This is a genomic window from Amycolatopsis sp. N2S4-7 (assembly GCF_058119595.1).
Genome location: NZ_CP172299.1, coordinates 7071385 through 7087657 on the forward strand (window position 1 = coordinate 7071385; position 16273 = coordinate 7087657).

Sequence of the window (16273 nt, forward strand, 5' to 3'; positions counted from 1 at the left end):
CTCGGGGGGCGTGCAAGACTTTGCGTCGTTCGAGAGCACGCCACAGGGGAGCACGCATGCAGGTCGGAGTCCGTCAACAGCCCTCGTTCGCCGTCGCCCGGCTGATGCTGGCGCCCGGCGAACCGTGCCAGGTCGAGTCCGGCGCGATGATGGCCACCAGCTACGGCGTGCAGGTCCAGTCGCAGGCCCAGGGCGGCATCATGAAGGGCCTCGGCCGCGCGTTCCTCTCCGGCGAGTCCTTCTTCATCTCCACCTTCACCGCGCCGCCGAACGGCGGCTGGGTCGACGTCGCCGCCAACCTGCCCGGCGACATCCAGGTGATCACCCTCGACGGCCGCACCGGCTGGGCCGTCACCCGCGGCTGCTGGCTCGCGTCGTCGCACGGCGTGCAGACCGAGACCAAGTGGGGCGGCATGAAGAACCTGATGGGCGGCGAGGGCGGCTTCCTGACCCACGCCACCGGCCAGGGCCAGCTGCTCGTCAGCTGCTACGGCGCGGTCGAGACGATCACCCTGCAGCAGGGCGAGATGGTCACCATCGACACCGGGCACGTCGTCGCGTACGCCGACACCGTGCAGTACCAGATCCGGAAGGTCGCGCAGGGCATCATCCAGTCCATGAAGAGCGGCGAAGGCCTCGTCTTCGACTTCGTCGGTCCCGGCCAGATCATGACGCAGACGCGCAACCCGTCCGCGCTGATCAGCTGGATCATCTCCCACGTCCCCTCCCGCTGATGCGCGTCCAGACCCGGCACACGCCCGGTTTCGGCGTCGCCCGCGTCCTGCTCGACCCGGGCGAGGCCGTGCGCGCCGCGCCCGAAACCCTGCTCGCCAGCCGGTTCGGGGTCACCGAGACGGCGGCGGGCCGCGGCGGCGTCCGCGCGGGCAAGACCACGACGGCCGTCTACACGGCACCCTCCGACGGCGGCTGGATCGACTTCGCGCCGCTGCGCCCCGGCGACGTCTACCCGCTGGAGCTGGGCGGCGGCACGGGCTGGTCGGTGCACCGCGAGGCCGTGCTGGTGCGGCCCTCCTCGGTCCGGCACGACCCCGGCTGGGCGCCGTTGCAGCAGCTCTTCGGCGCCGACTCGGGGTTCCTCGAGCACTACAGCGGAACCGGGCCGCTCGTGCTCGCCGCGCCCGGCCCGGTCGACGCGTTCGAACTCGCCCAGGGCGAGCTGGTCACCGTCCGGCCGGACTACCTGCTGGCCTACCCGGACTCCGTGCAGTGCCGGCTGCGCGCCCTCGACCCGGGCGGCCCGCAGTCGCTGCGCACCGGGGAAGGGCTCGCGGTCGACTTCGCGGGTCCCGGGACGGTGCTCGTGCAAGCGCGCAACCGCCGTCTTTCGGGGATGTGATCTTCGGACGAATTGCCCATTGCCGAGGGGAATAATTCCGGTAGCGTGATTGGCACTCGCGCCGCTGGCATCCGCTCGGGCCAGCGGATCCTTTGTGCTGAGGGAGGGCGCCGTGGCTGTCGGCACCGTCAAATGGTTCAACTCGGAAAAGGGCTACGGGTTCATCGAATCCACCGAAGGTCCGGACGTGTTCGTGCACTATTCGGCCATTCAGGCTGATGGATTCCGCACTTTGGACGAGGGCGACCGCGTCGAGTTCGAAGTCCAGTCCGGGCGTGACGGGCGAAGCCAGGCAGCGGACGTGCGGAAGGTGTCGTAACCCTCCCTTTCACCCGTTGGGCGAACCCCCGGCAGCCGCCGAACCAGGGACGTTAGGCTGCCGGGCGTGACAGGCGATGTGTCGGGGGACCTCACCGGTCGCCGGCTGGGCAACTACCGCATCGACGCCGTGCTCGGCAAGGGCGGCATGAGTGTGACCTACAAGGCCACGGACGTGCGGCTCGGCCGCAAGGTGGCCTTGAAGATCATCGGTGACCACCTCGGGGCCGACGCCGAGTTCCGCGAGCGGTTCGTCGACGAGGCGCGTAACACGTCCGCGATCGACCACGCCAACGTCGTGCCGCTGTACGACTTCGGCGAGCTCGACGGCATGCTCTACATCGCCATGCGCATGGTCGACGGCGGCGATCTCGCCGCGTTGATCTCCGCGGGCCCGATCGCGCCCGCGCGCGCCCTGACGATGCTCGACCAGGTCGCCGACGCCCTCGACACCCTGCACAACCGTGGTCTGGTCCACCTCGACGTCAAGCCGGCGAACGTGCTCGTGACGAAGAAGGAGACGTCGCGCGAGCACGTCTACGTCGCCGACTTCGGGTTGACGCGGCGCGGCGCGACCGGCCACCGGACGCGCGGCGGCGACTTCCTCGGCTCGCCCACGTACGCGGCGCCCGAACACCTGCGCGGCGAGCCGCTGGACGGGCGCACCGACCAGTACGCGCTGACGTGCGTCCTCTACGCCTGCCTCACCGGCAGCCCGCCGTTCAAGGGCGACGTGCCGACGGTGATCAAGGGCCACCTCAACGGCGAACCGCCCGCGATCTCGCGCGTGGTCGCGCTGCCGCCGTCGATCGACGAAGTCATCCGCAAGGGCATGGCGAAGAACCCGGCGGACCGCTACCCCAGCTGCGTCGAGATGGTCGCGGCCGCGCGCCGCGCGCTCGGCCCCCTGGCGACGTCGGACACCCCGCCGGGCCCACCCGGGTCCAATTCGGGTGGAGTTCCGGCGCCGCAGCGCCACGGTCAGGTACAACAGGGGCCGCACCAGAACAGCGCACCGCAGGGAGAGGGGGCCCCCGTGCACCCGTACGGAGGACAGCAGCAGCCCGGCTACGGCCCGGGCCCGCAAGGTCCGCAGGGTCCGCCCCCAGGTCCGCAGGGGCCGCCGCAGGGCCCGCCGCCCGGGTACGGCTATCCCCAGCAGGGCGGTCCGCAGGGCATGCCCCCGCAGGGCCCGCCCCCCGGCTACGGCTACCCGCAGCAGCAGGGCATGCCCCCGCAGGGGCATCCGCAGGGCCCGCCGCCCGGCTACGGCCAGCCCGGCGACCCGATGCGGCTGCGCCCGCCGATGCCCGCGGGCGGCGCGGGCGCGTTCCACCAGCCGAAGAGCGGCGGTGGCAAGAAGTGGATCTTCATCGTCCTCGGCGTCCTGGTGGTGGCGGGCCTGATCGTGGGCGCGATCTTCCTCTTCAGCGACGGCGGCAGCGGCGGTGGCGGCCAAACGACGGCGCCGAACATCCCGGTGGGTCCCGGCGACTCGCAGAGCAACCCGACGTCGTCGTTGAACGCCCCGCCGCCGTCGATCAGCATCAAGCCGAGCTCCTGAGAAGCTTGTTCAGCCGTCGGCCGCCGCATGACGCTCTTCGTAGCCGGCGGCGGGCTGACCAGAAACAAGCTCCTGATTTCGTGCGGCCCTGAGCAGGCCTTCTTGCACTCTCCCCCCGAGAGTGCTAAACACGAACTTGGCACTCGACGCCGTTGAGTGCCAAGCGCGCGGTCACCGATCGCGCGCTTGAAGGTCGGGACGGTGAGGCTGACCCCACGCGGTTCAGTCGTCCGTCGCGGGCACCGAGCCTGGCCGAGGAAGAGTCCTGCTGCCGCTGCAAGTAGCACAGCGCGGCGGTGGCGCCCAATACCGGAGGACCACACCGCAATGGCCAAACTGATCGCGTTCGACGAGGACGCCCGCCGCGGTCTTGAGCGCGGCTTGAACATCCTCGCCGAAGCCGTCAAGGTGACCCTCGGCCCGCGGGGCCGGAACGTCGTGCTCGAAAAGAAGTGGGGCGCGCCGACCATCACCAACGACGGTGTCTCCATCGCCAAGGAGATCGAGCTCGAAGACCCGTGGGAGAAGATCGGGGCCGAGCTCGTCAAGGAAGTTGCCAAGAAGACCGACGACGTCGCGGGTGACGGCACCACCACCGCCACCGTGCTCGCCCAGGCCCTGGTCAAGGAAGGCCTGCGCAACGTCGCGGCCGGCGCCGACCCCATCAGCCTGAAGCGCGGCATCGAGGCGGCCGTCGAGGCCATCACGGAGCAGCTGCACAAGGCCGCCGTCCAGATCGAGACCAAGGAGCAGATCGCTGCTACCGCCTCGATCTCGGCCGCCGACCGCACCATCGGTGAACTGATCGCCGAGGCGCTGGACAAGGTCGGCAAGGAAGGCGTCGTCACCGTCGAGGAGAGCAACACCTTCGGTCTCGAGCTCGAGCTCACCGAGGGCATGCGCTTCGACAAGGGCTACATCTCCGGTTACTTCGTGACCGACCCGGAGCGTCAGGAAGCCGAGCTGGAGGACCCCTACATCCTCCTCTTCGGCTCGAAGATCTCCACCGTCAAGGACGTGCTGCCGCTGCTGGAGAAGGTCATCCAGTCCGGCAAGCCGCTGCTGATCATCGCCGAGGACGTCGAGGGCGAGGCGCTGGCCACCCTGATCGTCAACAAGATGCGCGGCACCTTCAAGTCCGTCGCCGTCAAGGCGCCGGGCTTCGGTGACCGCCGCAAGGCGATCCTGCAGGACATCGCGATCCTGACCGGTGGCCAGGTCATCTCCGAGGACGTCGGCCTCAAGCTGGAGAACGCGGACCTGTCCCTGCTGGGCAAGGCCCGCAAGGCCGTCATCACCAAGGACGAGACGACCATCGTCGAGGGTGCGGGCGACGCCGACCAGATCCAGGGTCGCGTCAACCAGATCCGCGCCGAGATCGAGAACTCGGACTCGGACTACGACCGCGAGAAGCTGCAGGAGCGGCTCGCGAAGCTGGCCGGCGGCGTGGCCGTCATCAAGGCCGGCGCCGCGACCGAGGTCGAGCTCAAGGAGCGCAAGCACCGCATCGAGGACGCGGTGCGCAACGCGAAGGCCGCCGTGGAAGAGGGCATCGTCGCCGGCGGTGGCGTGGCCCTGATCCAGGCCGCCGAGGCCGCGTTCGCGGGCCTGAAGCTCGAGGGCGACGAGGCCACTGGTGCCAACATCGTCAAGGTGGCCGTCGAGGCCCCGCTCAAGCAGATCGCGATCAACGCCGGCCTCGAGGGCGGCGTCGTGGTGGAGAAGGTCAAGGGCCTGCCGCAGGGTCACGGCCTCAACGCCGCCACGGGTGTCTACGAGGACCTGCTCGCCGCCGGCGTGCCGGACCCGACGAAGGTCACCCGCTCCGCGCTGCAGAACGCCGCGTCCATCGCGGCGCTGTTCCTGACCACCGAGGCCGTCGTGGCGGACAAGCCGGAGAAGGCTTCGGCCGCTCCCGCCGACCCGTCCGGTGGCATGGGTGGCATGGACTTCTGATCCACGCGCTTTTCCGGGAAGCCCGGTCCGCTTCGGCGGGCCGGGCTTTCTCTATGGCCTGGTGAAGAACCAGACGGCGAAGGCGCCGACGATGACGACGCCGAGGGCGAGCACGCCGAGGCCCCCGAGCCAGGCGGTGGACGCCTCTTCGGCCTCCAGCGCGACGACGATCGCGCCGATCCCGGTGAGCAGGATCCAGATCGCCAGCGCCGCGGCGGTGTAGAGCACGGTCTTGGTGACGCTCGAGCTGCCGGTGTCGTTGAAGGCGAGCGCGATGAAGGCGGCGAAGGCGGTCAGCCCCAGCCCGCCGATCAGGTACAGCCCGCCCAAGATCCCCACGACGATCTTCGGGGCGGTGTTTCCGTGATCCACGAACGCGAACCCTAACCCCTCGAACGGGATTCGCAGCGCGGGTTTTCGGCCGCTCGGCCGTTAGGCGCAGCCGCCTACGCCGAACGGCCCGGACGTCCCCTTGGCGTCCGGGCCGTTCATCTCGGTGCACCCCCGGCCCCCGGCGGGCACCGGCTCCCCCTGCGAGCCGGCGCCCGCCCCGTTCAGGAGTCCTGTTCCGGAGTCAGGATGGCCGCCGCGACGTAGATCGGAATGGCGATGCCGACGGACAGGAACACGGCGGCGACCATGCCGATGCGCAGGACGTTGGCGTCGATGCCGAGGTAGGTGGCCCAGCCACCGCAGACGCCGGTGAGCATCTTGTCGGTCTTGCTGCGACGGAGCTTCTTGGTTTCCGGGGTGTACACGCTGTTCGTCATGGCTCAATGTTCGCGTTCAGCGGCCCCGGCCCACATCGGGAACGGCCCGGACCCCGACCCTGAACTTGCCATCGGGGAAAACCAGGTGCTGGGGCTCCTGGGGGGCCGGTACAACTTCTCACCATGAAACACGACGAGCCCGAGTTCGCCGCGATCGCCGAGCGGGGCACGATCCTGCGCTGCCAGGTCGGGTCCGGCCTGCACGGCACCGCCGTCGACGGTCAGGACGACCGCGACGAAATGGGGCTCTGCGTGGAGCCGGCCGAGTACGTCACCGGGTTGCGGCGGTTCGAGCAGTACATCTTCCGCACCCAGCCGGAGGGTGTCCGCTCCGGGCCCGGCGATCTCGACCTCATCGTCTACTCGCTGCGCAAGTAGATGCGCCTGGCGCTGACCGGGAATCCGACGATCCTGCTGCCGCTCTTCGTGCCGGATGCGGAGATCGTGCGGAGCACCGGCCTCGGCCACGAGCTGCGCGCCAACGCGGACAGGATCGTTTCGCGCCAGGCGGGTCTGCGGTTCGCGGGCTACCTGCGGACCCAGCGCCGGCGGCTGCTCGAAGGGGCGCTGAAGGTCAACCGGCCCGAGCTGATCGCGAAGTACGGCTTCGACACCAAGTACGCGATGCACATGGTGCGCCTGGGCGTCCAGGGTGTCGAGCTGCTCGAGACCGGCCGGATGACGCTGCCGATCGCCGAGCCGTGGCTGACCTGGCTGCGTGACCTGCGTCGCGGGAAGCACACGCAGGACGAGGCCGTCGAGGCGGCGGCGGAGCTGGAGGCTCGGCTCGATCGGCTGGTGAAGAGCGAGTCGCCGCTGGCGGAGGAGCCGGACCGGGACTGGGCGAACCGGTGGCTGGTGCACGCCTACGAAACAGCCTGGCGAGCTTGACGCCGGGTCCGTGCTCAGGACAGGGCGCGGACCCGGCCCAGCCGGTCTTCCCAGGCCGTCGTGACCCCGGGCGGCGCCGCATACGCCTCCGTGGGTTCCGGGGCCTGGCGCAGGACCGGGAGGTAACCGTCCACAGGGGACAGTGAATCCGGGCAGACGTCCCCTTCCAGCAACGAAATCGTGCCCAGTCCACAAGCGAATTCCAGGTCGGGGAGCGCGCCCGCCAGCGCGAGACCCGCCGCCAGGCCGACGCTCGTCTCCACCGCCGACGACACCACGCACGGCAGCCCGCACGCCTCGGCGACCTCCAGGGCCCGCCGCACGCCGCCGAGGGGGGAGACCTTCAGGACCGCGATGTCCGCCGCTCCCGCGACCGCCACCTTCAGCGGGTCCTCCGCGCGGCGGATCGACTCGTCGGCCGCGATGCGGACCGAGACGCGGCGGCGCACCGCCGCCAGGTCCTCGATCGACGGGCACGGCTGCTCCGCGTACTCCAGTCCGCCCGCCGCCTTGTCGAGGGCCGCGATCGCCCGGACCGCCGTGTCGACGTCCCACGCCATGTTCGCGTCGACGCGGACCGCTCCACCCGGGCCGAGCGCGTCGCGGACCGCTTCCACCCGCGCGCAGTCGTCCGCCAAGGACGACCGGGGATCGGCGACCTTCACCTTCGCCGTGCGGCAGCCGGACGCGCGGACCAGCTCGTGCGCCTTCTCCGGCCCGACCACCGGCACCGTCGTGTTCACCTCGACCCGGTCGCGGACCGGCGCCGGCCAGCCGGTTTCGCTCGCCTCCACCGCCGCCCGCAGCCACGGCACGCTCTCGGCGTCGGAGTAGTCGGCGAACGGGCAGAACTCGCCCCAGCCCGCCGGGCCGTGCAGCAGCACGCCCTCACGGACCGTGATGCCGCGGAACCGGTTGCGCAGGGGGATCGCGTAGACCTTCATCGTCGCCGATCATGCCACCGTCCCGGGTCGGGTAAACAGGTGCCGAACTGCGCGTTTCCGGCCAGAATGACTCCGTGGTCCTCGATTTCCGCGTGCTGGGTCCGGCCGAGGTCACGGCCGACGGCCGCCCGGTACCGCTCGGGGGCAGCCGGCCGCTGATCGTGCTGGCCGGCCTGTTGCTGCGCGCGAACCGCGTCGTCCCGGTCGACGAACTGGGCCGCTGGCTGTGGAACGACGACCGCCGCCGCTCCAAGGGCGCGCTCCAGACGTACGTGCTGCGCCTGCGCCGCGCCCTCGGCGACCAGGTCGCGATCCGCACTGAGAGCGGCGGCTACCTGATCGAACTCGACGACGACCTGCTGGACCTCTCCCGCTTTCGGGCCCTCGCCACGCGGGGCAAGGCCGCGATGGACCGCGGCGAGAGCCGCCAGGCGGCCGCGCACTTCGCCGAGGCGCTCGAGCAGTGGCGCGGACCGGCGCTGCTCAACGTCGAATCGGACGCGCTGCACCGCGACGAGGTCGGCCAGCTGGCCGAGGAACGGCTGCGCGTCCGCGAACAGTGGGCGGACGCGCTGCTCGAAGTGGGCGAGTACGGCACCGTCGTCCCCGAACTCGCCCGGCTGACCAGGGAAAACCCGCTGCGGGAGCGGCTGCACGAGCAGCTGATGGTCGCGCTGTACCGGTCGGGCCGCCAGGCCGAGGCGCTCGACGTGTACCGCCGGATCAGCGGCGTCCTGGCCGAGGAACTCGGGCTCGATCCCGGGCCGTCGCTGCAGCGCACCCGGCAGGCGATCCTCACCGGCGCCGACGACGGCGACCCCGCCGGCGGCGCGCGGTACCGGCTCGGCGTCGAACCACAGGTGCCGCACCAGCTGCCGGCCGACCTGCGGGCCTTCTCCGGGCGCGAGTGCGACCTCAAGGCGTTGCACGCGCTGCTGCCGGAGGCGCTCGACGCCGACACGTCGACGCCGATCGCGTCCGTCGAAGGCATGGGCGGCATCGGCAAGACGACCCTCGCCGTGCACTTCGCGCACGAGATCGCCGACCGGTTCCCCGGCGGGCAGGTCTACCTCAACCTGCGCGGCTACGGCCCGGGTGAGCCGGTCGAGCCGTCGGCGGCGCTGGAGGCGATGCTCACCGCACTCGGCGTGCCGTGCGAGGCGATCCCCGGTGATCTCGACGGCCGCGCGGCGAGCTGGCGGACGCACACCGCGGGACGGCGGCTGCTGATCCTGCTCGACAACGCCAACCGCACCGAGCAGGTGGGCCCGCTGCTGCCCGGGCCGGGCTGCCTGGTCGTGATCACCAGCCGCTGGCAGCTGCGCGCGCTGGTCGCGACGCACGGCGCGCGGCGGATCGCGCTGGAGGAACTCGGCGACGAGGACGCCGTCGGGCTGCTCGCGGCGACGATCGGCCACGACCGCGTCGCCCGCGACCCGGCGGCGGCCGCGCGGTTCGTGCGCTACTGCGGCGGGCTGCCGCTGGCGATCCGGATCCTCGCCGTGCGCGCGGCGCAGTTCCCCGACCTGGCGCTCGACGAGTTCGTCGGCTCGCTCGACAGCGACCTGCTCGGTTCGTTCGACCTCGCCGACGGCGAAGGCACGAACATCCGCTCGGTGTTTTCGTACTCGTACCAGGCGTTGGAGCCGCCGACGGCGCGGTTGCTGCGGCTGCTCGGGCTGCTCACCGGCGTCGACTTCACCGCGCCGGCGGCGGCCGCGGTCGCCGGGCTGGACCTCGCGACGACGCGGCCGATGCTCGAAACCCTGGCGGCCGCGCACCTGCTCGCGCAGCCACGGCCCGGCCGCTACCAGTTCCACGACCTCATCCGGGCCTACGCCGGCGAAGTCGCTTCGCAGCTCGACCCGGCTTCGGAGTGCGACGCCGCATTGGACCGGTTGCTGGGCTGGTACCTGGCGTCGGCGCTCAACGCGTCACGGCGGATGCGGCCGGAGCGCTACTACCGGCTGCTGGAACTCGACAACCTCCAGGGCGGCCTGGAGTTCGCCGAGTACCACGACGCGCTGGACTGGTTCGGCGACGAGGCCGGCAACCTGATCGCCGCGGTGCACCTGGCGCGGCGGCGGCGCCGCGACGACGTCTGCTGGAAGCTCGCTTGGCTGATGCAGAGCTACTTCGTGACGCGCTCGCGGCTCGACGACTGGCGCGCGGTGTTCGCGGTGGCGCTCGAAGCGGCGCAGGCGAGCGGCCACCGGCCGGGGGAGGCGGGCATCCTCAGCGGGCTCGGCGTCGTCAACGGCGTCGCGCGGCAGTACGACGAGTCCCGGCGGTACCTGGAGCGGGTGCTCGCGATCCAGCGTGAGCTCGGCGCGCGGGAGGGCGAGGCGCGGGCGCAGTACAACCTGGCGCTGGCGGCGCACGACCTCGACGACTACGCCTGGGCGTACGAACACGGCATGCAGGCGCTGCAGATCGTCCGCGAGCTGGGGCTGGGGGCGTTCGAGGCGAGTGTGCTGCGGGCCCTCGGCGACGTCTGCACGTCGATGGGCGACCACGAGCAGGCGCTACGTCTGGCCGACGCGGCGCTGGAGATCCTCGGGCCGGACGGCGAGCCGGTGGACACGCGGTTCACGCAGCACACGCGGGGCCTGGCGCTGGTGGGGCTGGGCCGGCTCGAGGAGGGCATCGCGTGCATCCGCGACTCGGTGGACATGTTCTTCGCGATGGGCGAGCAGTACGAGGCGGCGGACGTGCTGGCCCAGCTGGGCACGATCCACCTCCGCCGGGGCGAGGCGGCGCTGGCCCGGGAGTGCTGGCTCCGGTCGGTGCGGTTGCTGACGGAGCTGGGCCATCCGGACGCTGATGACGTGCGGGCAAAGCTGGCGGCTTTGGTGGGCGGGTCGAGCTGAGGCCGGGTTGCCCGGTGCCCGGTGCCGGTGCCCCGGTGCGGGCTGCCGGGTGCTGGCTACCGAGTTGCGGCGTGCGAGTGCGGGCCGCCGAGCGCGGGAGTGCGGGCTGCCGGGCGCGTTGTGCCGGTGCCGGACCGCCCGCGTGCCGACCCCCAGCGACAGCACGCAAGCCGGTCCGGCCCGCGTGTTCACCCAAGCGGACGGCGCTCACTGTCCACTCACTGTCCTGTCCGGTTGTCTCGTCGGCGGGGCCACTCCGAGCAGGTCGGCGAGGGCTTCGGCGTTGCGCGGGGCCTCGACTTTCACGTCGTTGTCGAAGTAGACGTGCACGTCCCGCCGTCCGCCGTCGTGCCACTTGCGGATCTTGTCGGCCCACGTGCGCAACGCCCGATCGGAGTAGCCGCTGACGTACAGTTCCTCGTCGCCGTGCAGGCGGACGTAGGCGAAGTCCGCGGTCTGGTCTTCGAGGAACGGCCACTTGCCTGCGGTGTCGGCGACCACCAGGGCGATGCTGAGTTCCCGCAGCAGCTCCTTCGCCGCTGGCTCGGCGAAGCTCGGGTGCCGGACCTCCAGCGCGTGCCGCAGCGGAGCACGTGACCCGGCTTCGAGGTACGGCGTGCCTTTCAGCTTGTCGTCGTGCTTCGTCGCGAGCTGGGCGGCGTCGGTTGTCGTGCGCGGCAGGAGGGCGAAGAAGTTCGCGAGCCGGTCGGGATCGAACGCGAGCCTCGGCGGCAGCTGCCAGAGGAACGGGCCCAGCTTCGCGCCGAGCGCGAGGACGCCGGAGGCGTAGAAGTTCGCCAGAGCCGTCTCGACGTCGCGGAGCTGCTTCATGTGCGTGATGAAGCGGCCGCCCTTGACGGCGAAGAGGAAGTCCGCCGGGGTCTCGTCGAACCAGGCGCGGTACCGCTCCGGCCGCTGCAGGGAGTAGAAGGAGCCGTTGATTTCGACCGCGTTCATCCGCCGCGACAAGTATTCGAGCTCCCGCCGCTGCGCGAGTCCTGGTGGGTAGAACACCCCGCGCCACGGCGGGTAGCGCCACCCCGAAGTGCCGATCCGGATCTCGGCGATCGCCCTCACCGCCTTCCCGCGGTGGGTGATGCCCGCTCTCCCGCCCGGCCAAACGCGACGGCGAGGGTGCCACCCGGACCGGCGGACCGCGGGTCGGGACAGCTGACCCAATCTGGTGGACGCGCGTCTCATCGGCCCTTTGGTGCGCTTGCTCATGCCGCGCGCGCCGAGGTGGCCGGGAGGGAGCGTGGGGTGCGGTGCGGAGCGGCGGCGCAGGAAACGGCGGCCGCACCGCTGGGGCGGAGAGCTGCGTTCTCCGGTCGCGGCGGCTGCTCGCGGAGCTGGTCGGGAGGGAGCCCGTGGTGCGTGCTGCGGGGAACGGCGGCTGCACCGCCAAAGCGGAGGGTGGGGCGCGGTGGGAGAGCTGCGTTCTCCGGCCGCGGGGACTGGAAAGCCGTGCCCTCCACCCGCACGCCCGCCCGACCCGGCCCCTCCGCCCGCAACCTCCGTCCGTTCATGCCCAGGAGAACCGCCAATGCCGTGACTGCACCAGCCCCGACGCGTACTCCCGCAGGTTCCCCGGCTGGCCCGCGAAGGTCGGCAAGCTGAACGCCCGGTGCTCCGCCGCCACCGTCAAGGCCCTGGCCTGGTTGCGGGGTGGTGCCGCCACCGACAGTTCCAGCGTGTCGAACCCCAGGACCACCAGCGTCGCCCCGAAACGGTCCTCCCAGCTGCGTAGCACCGCCGACAGCTCGGCTACCTGGTCGGTGCACTTGATCATGCCCGTCCAGCCCAGGAGCGCCGGGATGTCCGCCGGACGCTCGGTCTGCACCAGGCCGAGGCGGTGGGGGGCGCGGTTGGCCAGGATCGAACCCGTGTTGCCCGCTTCCGCCAGCGGGTCGGACTTGCGCGGGCTTCGCTTGGCCAGCCCCGGGAATCGCGCCCCGAACGGGCGCAGGCAGGCGCCGTCGCAGCAGGAACCGTCCCACCAGCGGTCCAGGGCGCTCGCCGCGTCGGCCGTCGGGACGCGGTGGCCGGCCGGGGCCAGCCTGCCGCGGTCGTCGATCCAGTCCTCGCCGTTCGCCGCGAAGCGCTGGTCGTGCGGGATCAGCACCGGCCACAACCCGGACCGCTCGAACTCGGCCACGCAGCCGAGGTAGCGCTCGGGCCGGGTCAGGGGCAGGTCGGACACCCACAGCCGGCCGTGCCACGACCCCGGTGGCAGGGTCTGGACCGGCGGCGCGGGCGTACCGGGGCGGAGCGGTGCGATCGTCATGGACGTCCCCTCGAACTTGTGTTCGGCTACTGCACCTCGAACAGTAGTTCGAGGGGCCGACAATTTCCAGCGATCTGCCCGCTCATCCGTTCGAGTGAATCCGCAAATCCGCAGGTCAGGGCGTCGCTGGGGCGGGTGTGACACAAGATGTTGCTGAGACACGCCGTTGCGCCGAAGGAGTGGCGCCGGCTCCCGATTCGGCGGGTCACCTGTGTGGATCTTGTCTCGCCGGAGGCGGGTTGCGAGGCTTCCCGGGTGGAGTTCCACGTGCTGGGCCCGGTCGAGGTGGGGATCGCGGGACGAACGGCCGGCCTCGGCGGCCCGAAGCCGCGAACCCTGCTCGCCCTGCTCGCGGTGAACGCGGGACACGTCGTCCCGCTCGAGCAGCTGATCGACGCGCTCTGGGGCGAGGAGCCGCCGGATCAGGCCCGCGCCGCCGTCTACACCTACGTCTCGACCCTGCGCCGGGCGCTGGCGGAGGGCGGTGACCCCGAGGTGATCGCGCGCAGCGGGGGCGGTTACCGGCTGGCCGTGGACCTCGACCAGGTCGACCTGCACACCTTCACCCGGCACACGTCGGCCGGGCGGCGGGCGAGGGCGGCCGGGGAACCCGGCCGCGCGATCGGCCACCTCCGGCAGGCGCTCGCGGTGTGGCGGGGGACCGCCCTGGGCGGCACGCAGGGCCGGTGGGCGGAGAACGAACGAGCCCGGCTGGAGGAGCTGCGCGTCGCGGCGCTGGAGGATCGCGTCGACGTCGGACTGGAGACCGGCGAAGGCGAATCGCTGATCCCGGAACTGACTTCGGCCGTCGCCGTGCACCCGCTGCGGGAACGGCTGCGCGCCCAGCTCATGCTCGCGCTGCACCAGAGCGGCCGCCGGGCCGACGCGCTCGCCTGCTACCAGGACGGGCGCACGACGCTGCTCGACGAGCTGGGGCTGGAGCCCGGCCCGGTCCTGCAGGCGGCCCACGAGCGCGTCCTGCGCGACGAACCCGAGACGACGGCGTCCCGGCCCGAGACCGACCAGCGGGTCCCGGCGCCGAGCCAGCTCCCCTTCGACATCGCGGACTTCACCGGCCGCGCGCACGAAGTCGCGGAGCTGACCAGGCGACTGTCCGAAGAGGCCAGCGGGTCACGGCTGTGCGCCGTCTACGGCAAGCCCGGCGCGGGCAAGAGCACGGTCGCCGCGCACGTCGCGCACCGCGTTCGCGACCGGTTCCCCGACGGCCAGCTCTACGCCTCGCTGCGCGGGGTGCAGGCCGTCCGCGCCGATCCCGCCGAGGTGCTGGCGGGCTTCCTGCGCGCGTTGGGCGTGCCGGAGCAGGACATCCCCGATCGCCTGGAGGAACGAGCCCAGCTCTACCGCACGATGCTCGCCGACCGGCGCATCCTCGTGGTGCTCGACGACGCGTCCGACGAACGCCAGATCCGTCCGCTGCTGCCCGGCGGCCACACCTGTGCGGCGCTGGTGACCAGCCGGGAACGCCTCGGCGCGTTCGGCGGCGCCGCCCACCTGCACCTGCAGGTGCTGGACGAGGCGGAAGCGCTCGACCTGCTGGGCCGGGTCGTCGGCGGCACGCGGGTGGCGGAGCACCCCGAAGCGGCCCGCGAGATGGTGCGCCTGTGCGGCAACCTGCCGCTCGCCGTGCGCATCGCCGGCGCCCGGCTCGCGGCGCGGCCGCAGTGGAAGGTCGGCAGGCTCACCGAGCGCCTTCGCGTGCAGCACCGGATCCTGCAGGAACTCACCCTCGGCGACCTGGAGGTGCGCGGCAGTTTCGCGCTCAGCTACGACGGTTTGGACGAACGGGAACGGACCGCGTTGCGCCGGCTCGGTCTGCTCGACGTCTCCTCGTTCGGGGCGTGGGTGGTGGCGCCCCTGCTCGGCTGCGACGGCCACGAAGCCGAGGAGGTGGTCGAGCGGCTCGTCGACGCCCAGCTGCTCGACGTGTCCACAGTGGACGACAGCGGCGGCGCGATGCGGTACCAGATCCACGATCTGACGCGCGCCTTCGCCCGCGAACGCGGGGAGGCGGAGGAGTCCGAGGACGAGGTCAAGGCCGCGGCCGAGCGCGCCGCCGAGTGCTGCTCGGTCTCGTCGAGCTCGCGGGCCGCCGGATGCCGCACGCGACGCTCACACCCGCCGAGACGGGCCGGCTGGCCCCGTACCTGTCCCCGGCGCAGATCGACGAGATCCTGGTCGACCCCGAGGCGTGGTTCGACGCCGAGCAGACCGGCCTCGTCGGCGTGGTCGAGCGCGTCAGCGGACTGGACCTCACCGACATCGCCACCCGGCTGGCCGCGGCGTTGTGCTCGTCGGTGTTCGCCGTGCGCAACCTGTTCGGCCAGTGGTGGCGCACGCACAACGCCGCGCTGGCGGCCGCGCGCCGGACCGGTGACCGGACCGGCGAGGCGAGGCTGCTCGCCGGGCTGGGGTGGCTGCGCTACGAGCAGGACCGCTTCGACGAGTCGATCGCGTACCACGAGCAGGCCCTCGCGGCCTACGAACTGGACGGCGACCGGCGCGGGCAGGCCATGAGCAGGCTCGACCTCAGCGTCGTGCAGTGCGAATACGGCCAGTTCGCCCAGGCGCGGCGCTCGCTCGACCTCGCCCTGCCCGACCTGCGGGAGCTGGGTGATCCGCTGGTGGAGATCCAGGCCCTGCACGGACTCGCCCGCGTGCTCACCGAACAGGGCGAACTGGACGAGGCGCTGGCCGCCGCCGAACTCGCGGCGGCGGGGTACGCGACCGTCGGCGACACGAGCAGCCGGGCGGTCGCCCTGCGTTCGGTGGGCCTCGTGCACCGCGCCGCCGGACGGCTCGGTGAGGCGGCCCGCTCCTGCCAGGAGGCGGTCGACCTGCTGCGCGGCGCCGACGACCCGCTGATGTCGGCGTACGCCGTGCAGGCGCTCGCCAAGGTGCGCGTCCGCCAGGGCCGCGGCGACGAGGTGCGTGCCGAAATGCTCGCCTGCCTCGCCACCTGCCACGAGATGCAGGACGGTTTCGGCCAGGGCCTGATGCTGCGCACCCTCGGCGAGCTGGAGCTCGCCGCTGGGCGGTTCCCCGAAGCTCGCACGTACCTCGAGCGGTCGGTCCAGTGGTGGGACGCGCTCACGCTCCCGGTGTGGCGGGCGCGCGCCCTGCGCGACCTCGCCACGACGCTCGACGCCCTCGGCGAGACCGCCGGCGCCGAAGCGGCGTGGACGGAAGCCGCGGCCATCTTCCGGCTGCACGGCAGCCGCGAAGCGGGCGAACCGCGTCCGGCGAGGCTCTCAAACCCGGCTGAACGTTCCCGTTCGGTCAGTCGCTGAGTACGGCATTT

General features: G+C 72.0%; 13 protein-coding genes and 1 pseudogene. 9 read left to right on the plus strand and 5 right to left on the minus strand.

What is annotated here, in order from left to right; genetic code table 11:
* Positions 1 to 56: 56 nt before the first annotated feature.
* The 5 genes from ACH54P_RS33555 (at position 57) to groL (ending at position 5195) form a co-directional block, all read left to right on the plus strand.
* The gene (locus ACH54P_RS33555) at positions 57 to 734 is read left to right on the plus strand and encodes a TIGR00266 family protein (RefSeq protein ID WP_489907314.1); all 678 of its coding nucleotides are present in this window, start codon (positions 57 to 59) and stop codon (positions 732 to 734) included.
* Entirely contained in the window at positions 734 to 1357 is a 624-nt protein-coding gene (locus ACH54P_RS33560; protein ID WP_489907315.1) for an AIM24 family protein, read from the plus strand. The genes ACH54P_RS33555 and ACH54P_RS33560 overlap by 1 nt, the downstream gene beginning before the upstream one ends.
* Positions 1358 to 1469: 112 nt before the next feature.
* Complete coding sequence (locus ACH54P_RS33565) at positions 1470 to 1676, plus strand: cold-shock protein (protein WP_005164266.1); 207 nt, start codon at positions 1470 to 1472, stop codon at positions 1674 to 1676.
* A 66-nt stretch (positions 1677 to 1742) separates the two neighbouring features.
* Complete coding sequence (locus ACH54P_RS33570; RefSeq protein ID WP_489907316.1) at positions 1743 to 3239, plus strand: serine/threonine-protein kinase; 1497 nt, start codon at positions 1743 to 1745, stop codon at positions 3237 to 3239.
* 327 nt (positions 3240 to 3566) lie between these two features.
* Positions 3567 to 5195, plus strand: a complete 1629-nt coding sequence (gene groL, locus ACH54P_RS33575; protein WP_013230279.1) for a chaperonin GroEL — start codon at positions 3567 to 3569, stop codon at positions 5193 to 5195.
* A 51-nt stretch (positions 5196 to 5246) separates the two neighbouring features.
* On the opposite strand, the gene ACH54P_RS33580 is transcribed toward groL, so the two are convergent.
* A complete protein-coding gene (locus ACH54P_RS33580; protein ID WP_489907317.1) occupies positions 5247 to 5567 on the minus strand; it encodes a hypothetical protein in 321 nt (106 codons plus the stop codon).
* Between the two features lie 182 nt (positions 5568 to 5749).
* Positions 5750 to 5965 (minus strand): PspC domain-containing protein, encoded by a 216-nt coding sequence (locus ACH54P_RS33585; RefSeq protein WP_489907318.1) that lies wholly within the window; start codon positions 5963 to 5965, stop codon positions 5750 to 5752.
* Between the two features lie 123 nt (positions 5966 to 6088).
* Here ACH54P_RS33585 and ACH54P_RS33590 point away from each other — a divergent pair.
* Positions 6089 to 6856: pseudogene (locus ACH54P_RS33590) on the plus strand (DNA polymerase beta superfamily protein).
* A gap of 14 nt (positions 6857 to 6870) precedes the next feature.
* On the opposite strand, the gene ACH54P_RS33595 reads toward ACH54P_RS33590, so the two are convergent.
* The gene (locus ACH54P_RS33595; RefSeq protein ID WP_489907319.1) at positions 6871 to 7800 is read right to left on the minus strand and encodes an o-succinylbenzoate synthase; all 930 of its coding nucleotides are present in this window, start codon (positions 7798 to 7800) and stop codon (positions 6871 to 6873) included.
* A 74-nt stretch (positions 7801 to 7874) separates the two neighbouring features.
* On the opposite strand from ACH54P_RS33595, the gene ACH54P_RS33600 reads away from it, so the two are divergent.
* Positions 7875 to 10670: an AfsR/SARP family transcriptional regulator gene (locus ACH54P_RS33600; RefSeq protein WP_489907320.1), complete on the plus strand. Its 2796-nt coding sequence runs from the start codon at positions 7875 to 7877 to the stop codon at positions 10668 to 10670.
* A 207-nt stretch (positions 10671 to 10877) separates the two neighbouring features.
* Here the strand turns inward: ACH54P_RS33600 and ACH54P_RS33605 are convergent, their stop codons facing one another.
* Both ACH54P_RS33605 and ACH54P_RS33610 read right to left on the minus strand, forming a co-directional pair.
* The gene (locus ACH54P_RS33605) at positions 10878 to 11747 is read right to left on the minus strand and encodes a DUF72 domain-containing protein (protein WP_489907321.1); all 870 of its coding nucleotides are present in this window, start codon (positions 11745 to 11747) and stop codon (positions 10878 to 10880) included.
* A 445-nt stretch (positions 11748 to 12192) separates the two neighbouring features.
* A complete protein-coding gene (locus tag ACH54P_RS33610) occupies positions 12193 to 12954 on the minus strand; it encodes a DUF4253 domain-containing protein (protein WP_489907322.1) in 762 nt (253 codons plus the stop codon).
* Between the two features lie 255 nt (positions 12955 to 13209).
* Here ACH54P_RS33610 and ACH54P_RS33615 point away from each other — a divergent pair, with 255 nt between their 5' ends.
* Both ACH54P_RS33615 and ACH54P_RS33620 read left to right on the plus strand, forming a co-directional pair.
* Positions 13210 to 15489, plus strand: a complete 2280-nt coding sequence (locus tag ACH54P_RS33615; protein ID WP_489907323.1) for an AfsR/SARP family transcriptional regulator — start codon at positions 13210 to 13212, stop codon at positions 15487 to 15489.
* Positions 15486 to 16262 (plus strand): tetratricopeptide repeat protein, encoded by a 777-nt coding sequence (locus tag ACH54P_RS33620; RefSeq protein ID WP_489916780.1) that lies wholly within the window; start codon positions 15486 to 15488, stop codon positions 16260 to 16262. Before ACH54P_RS33615 ends, ACH54P_RS33620 begins: the two co-directional genes overlap by 4 nt.
* The last annotated feature ends 11 nt before the right edge of the window (positions 16263 to 16273 follow it).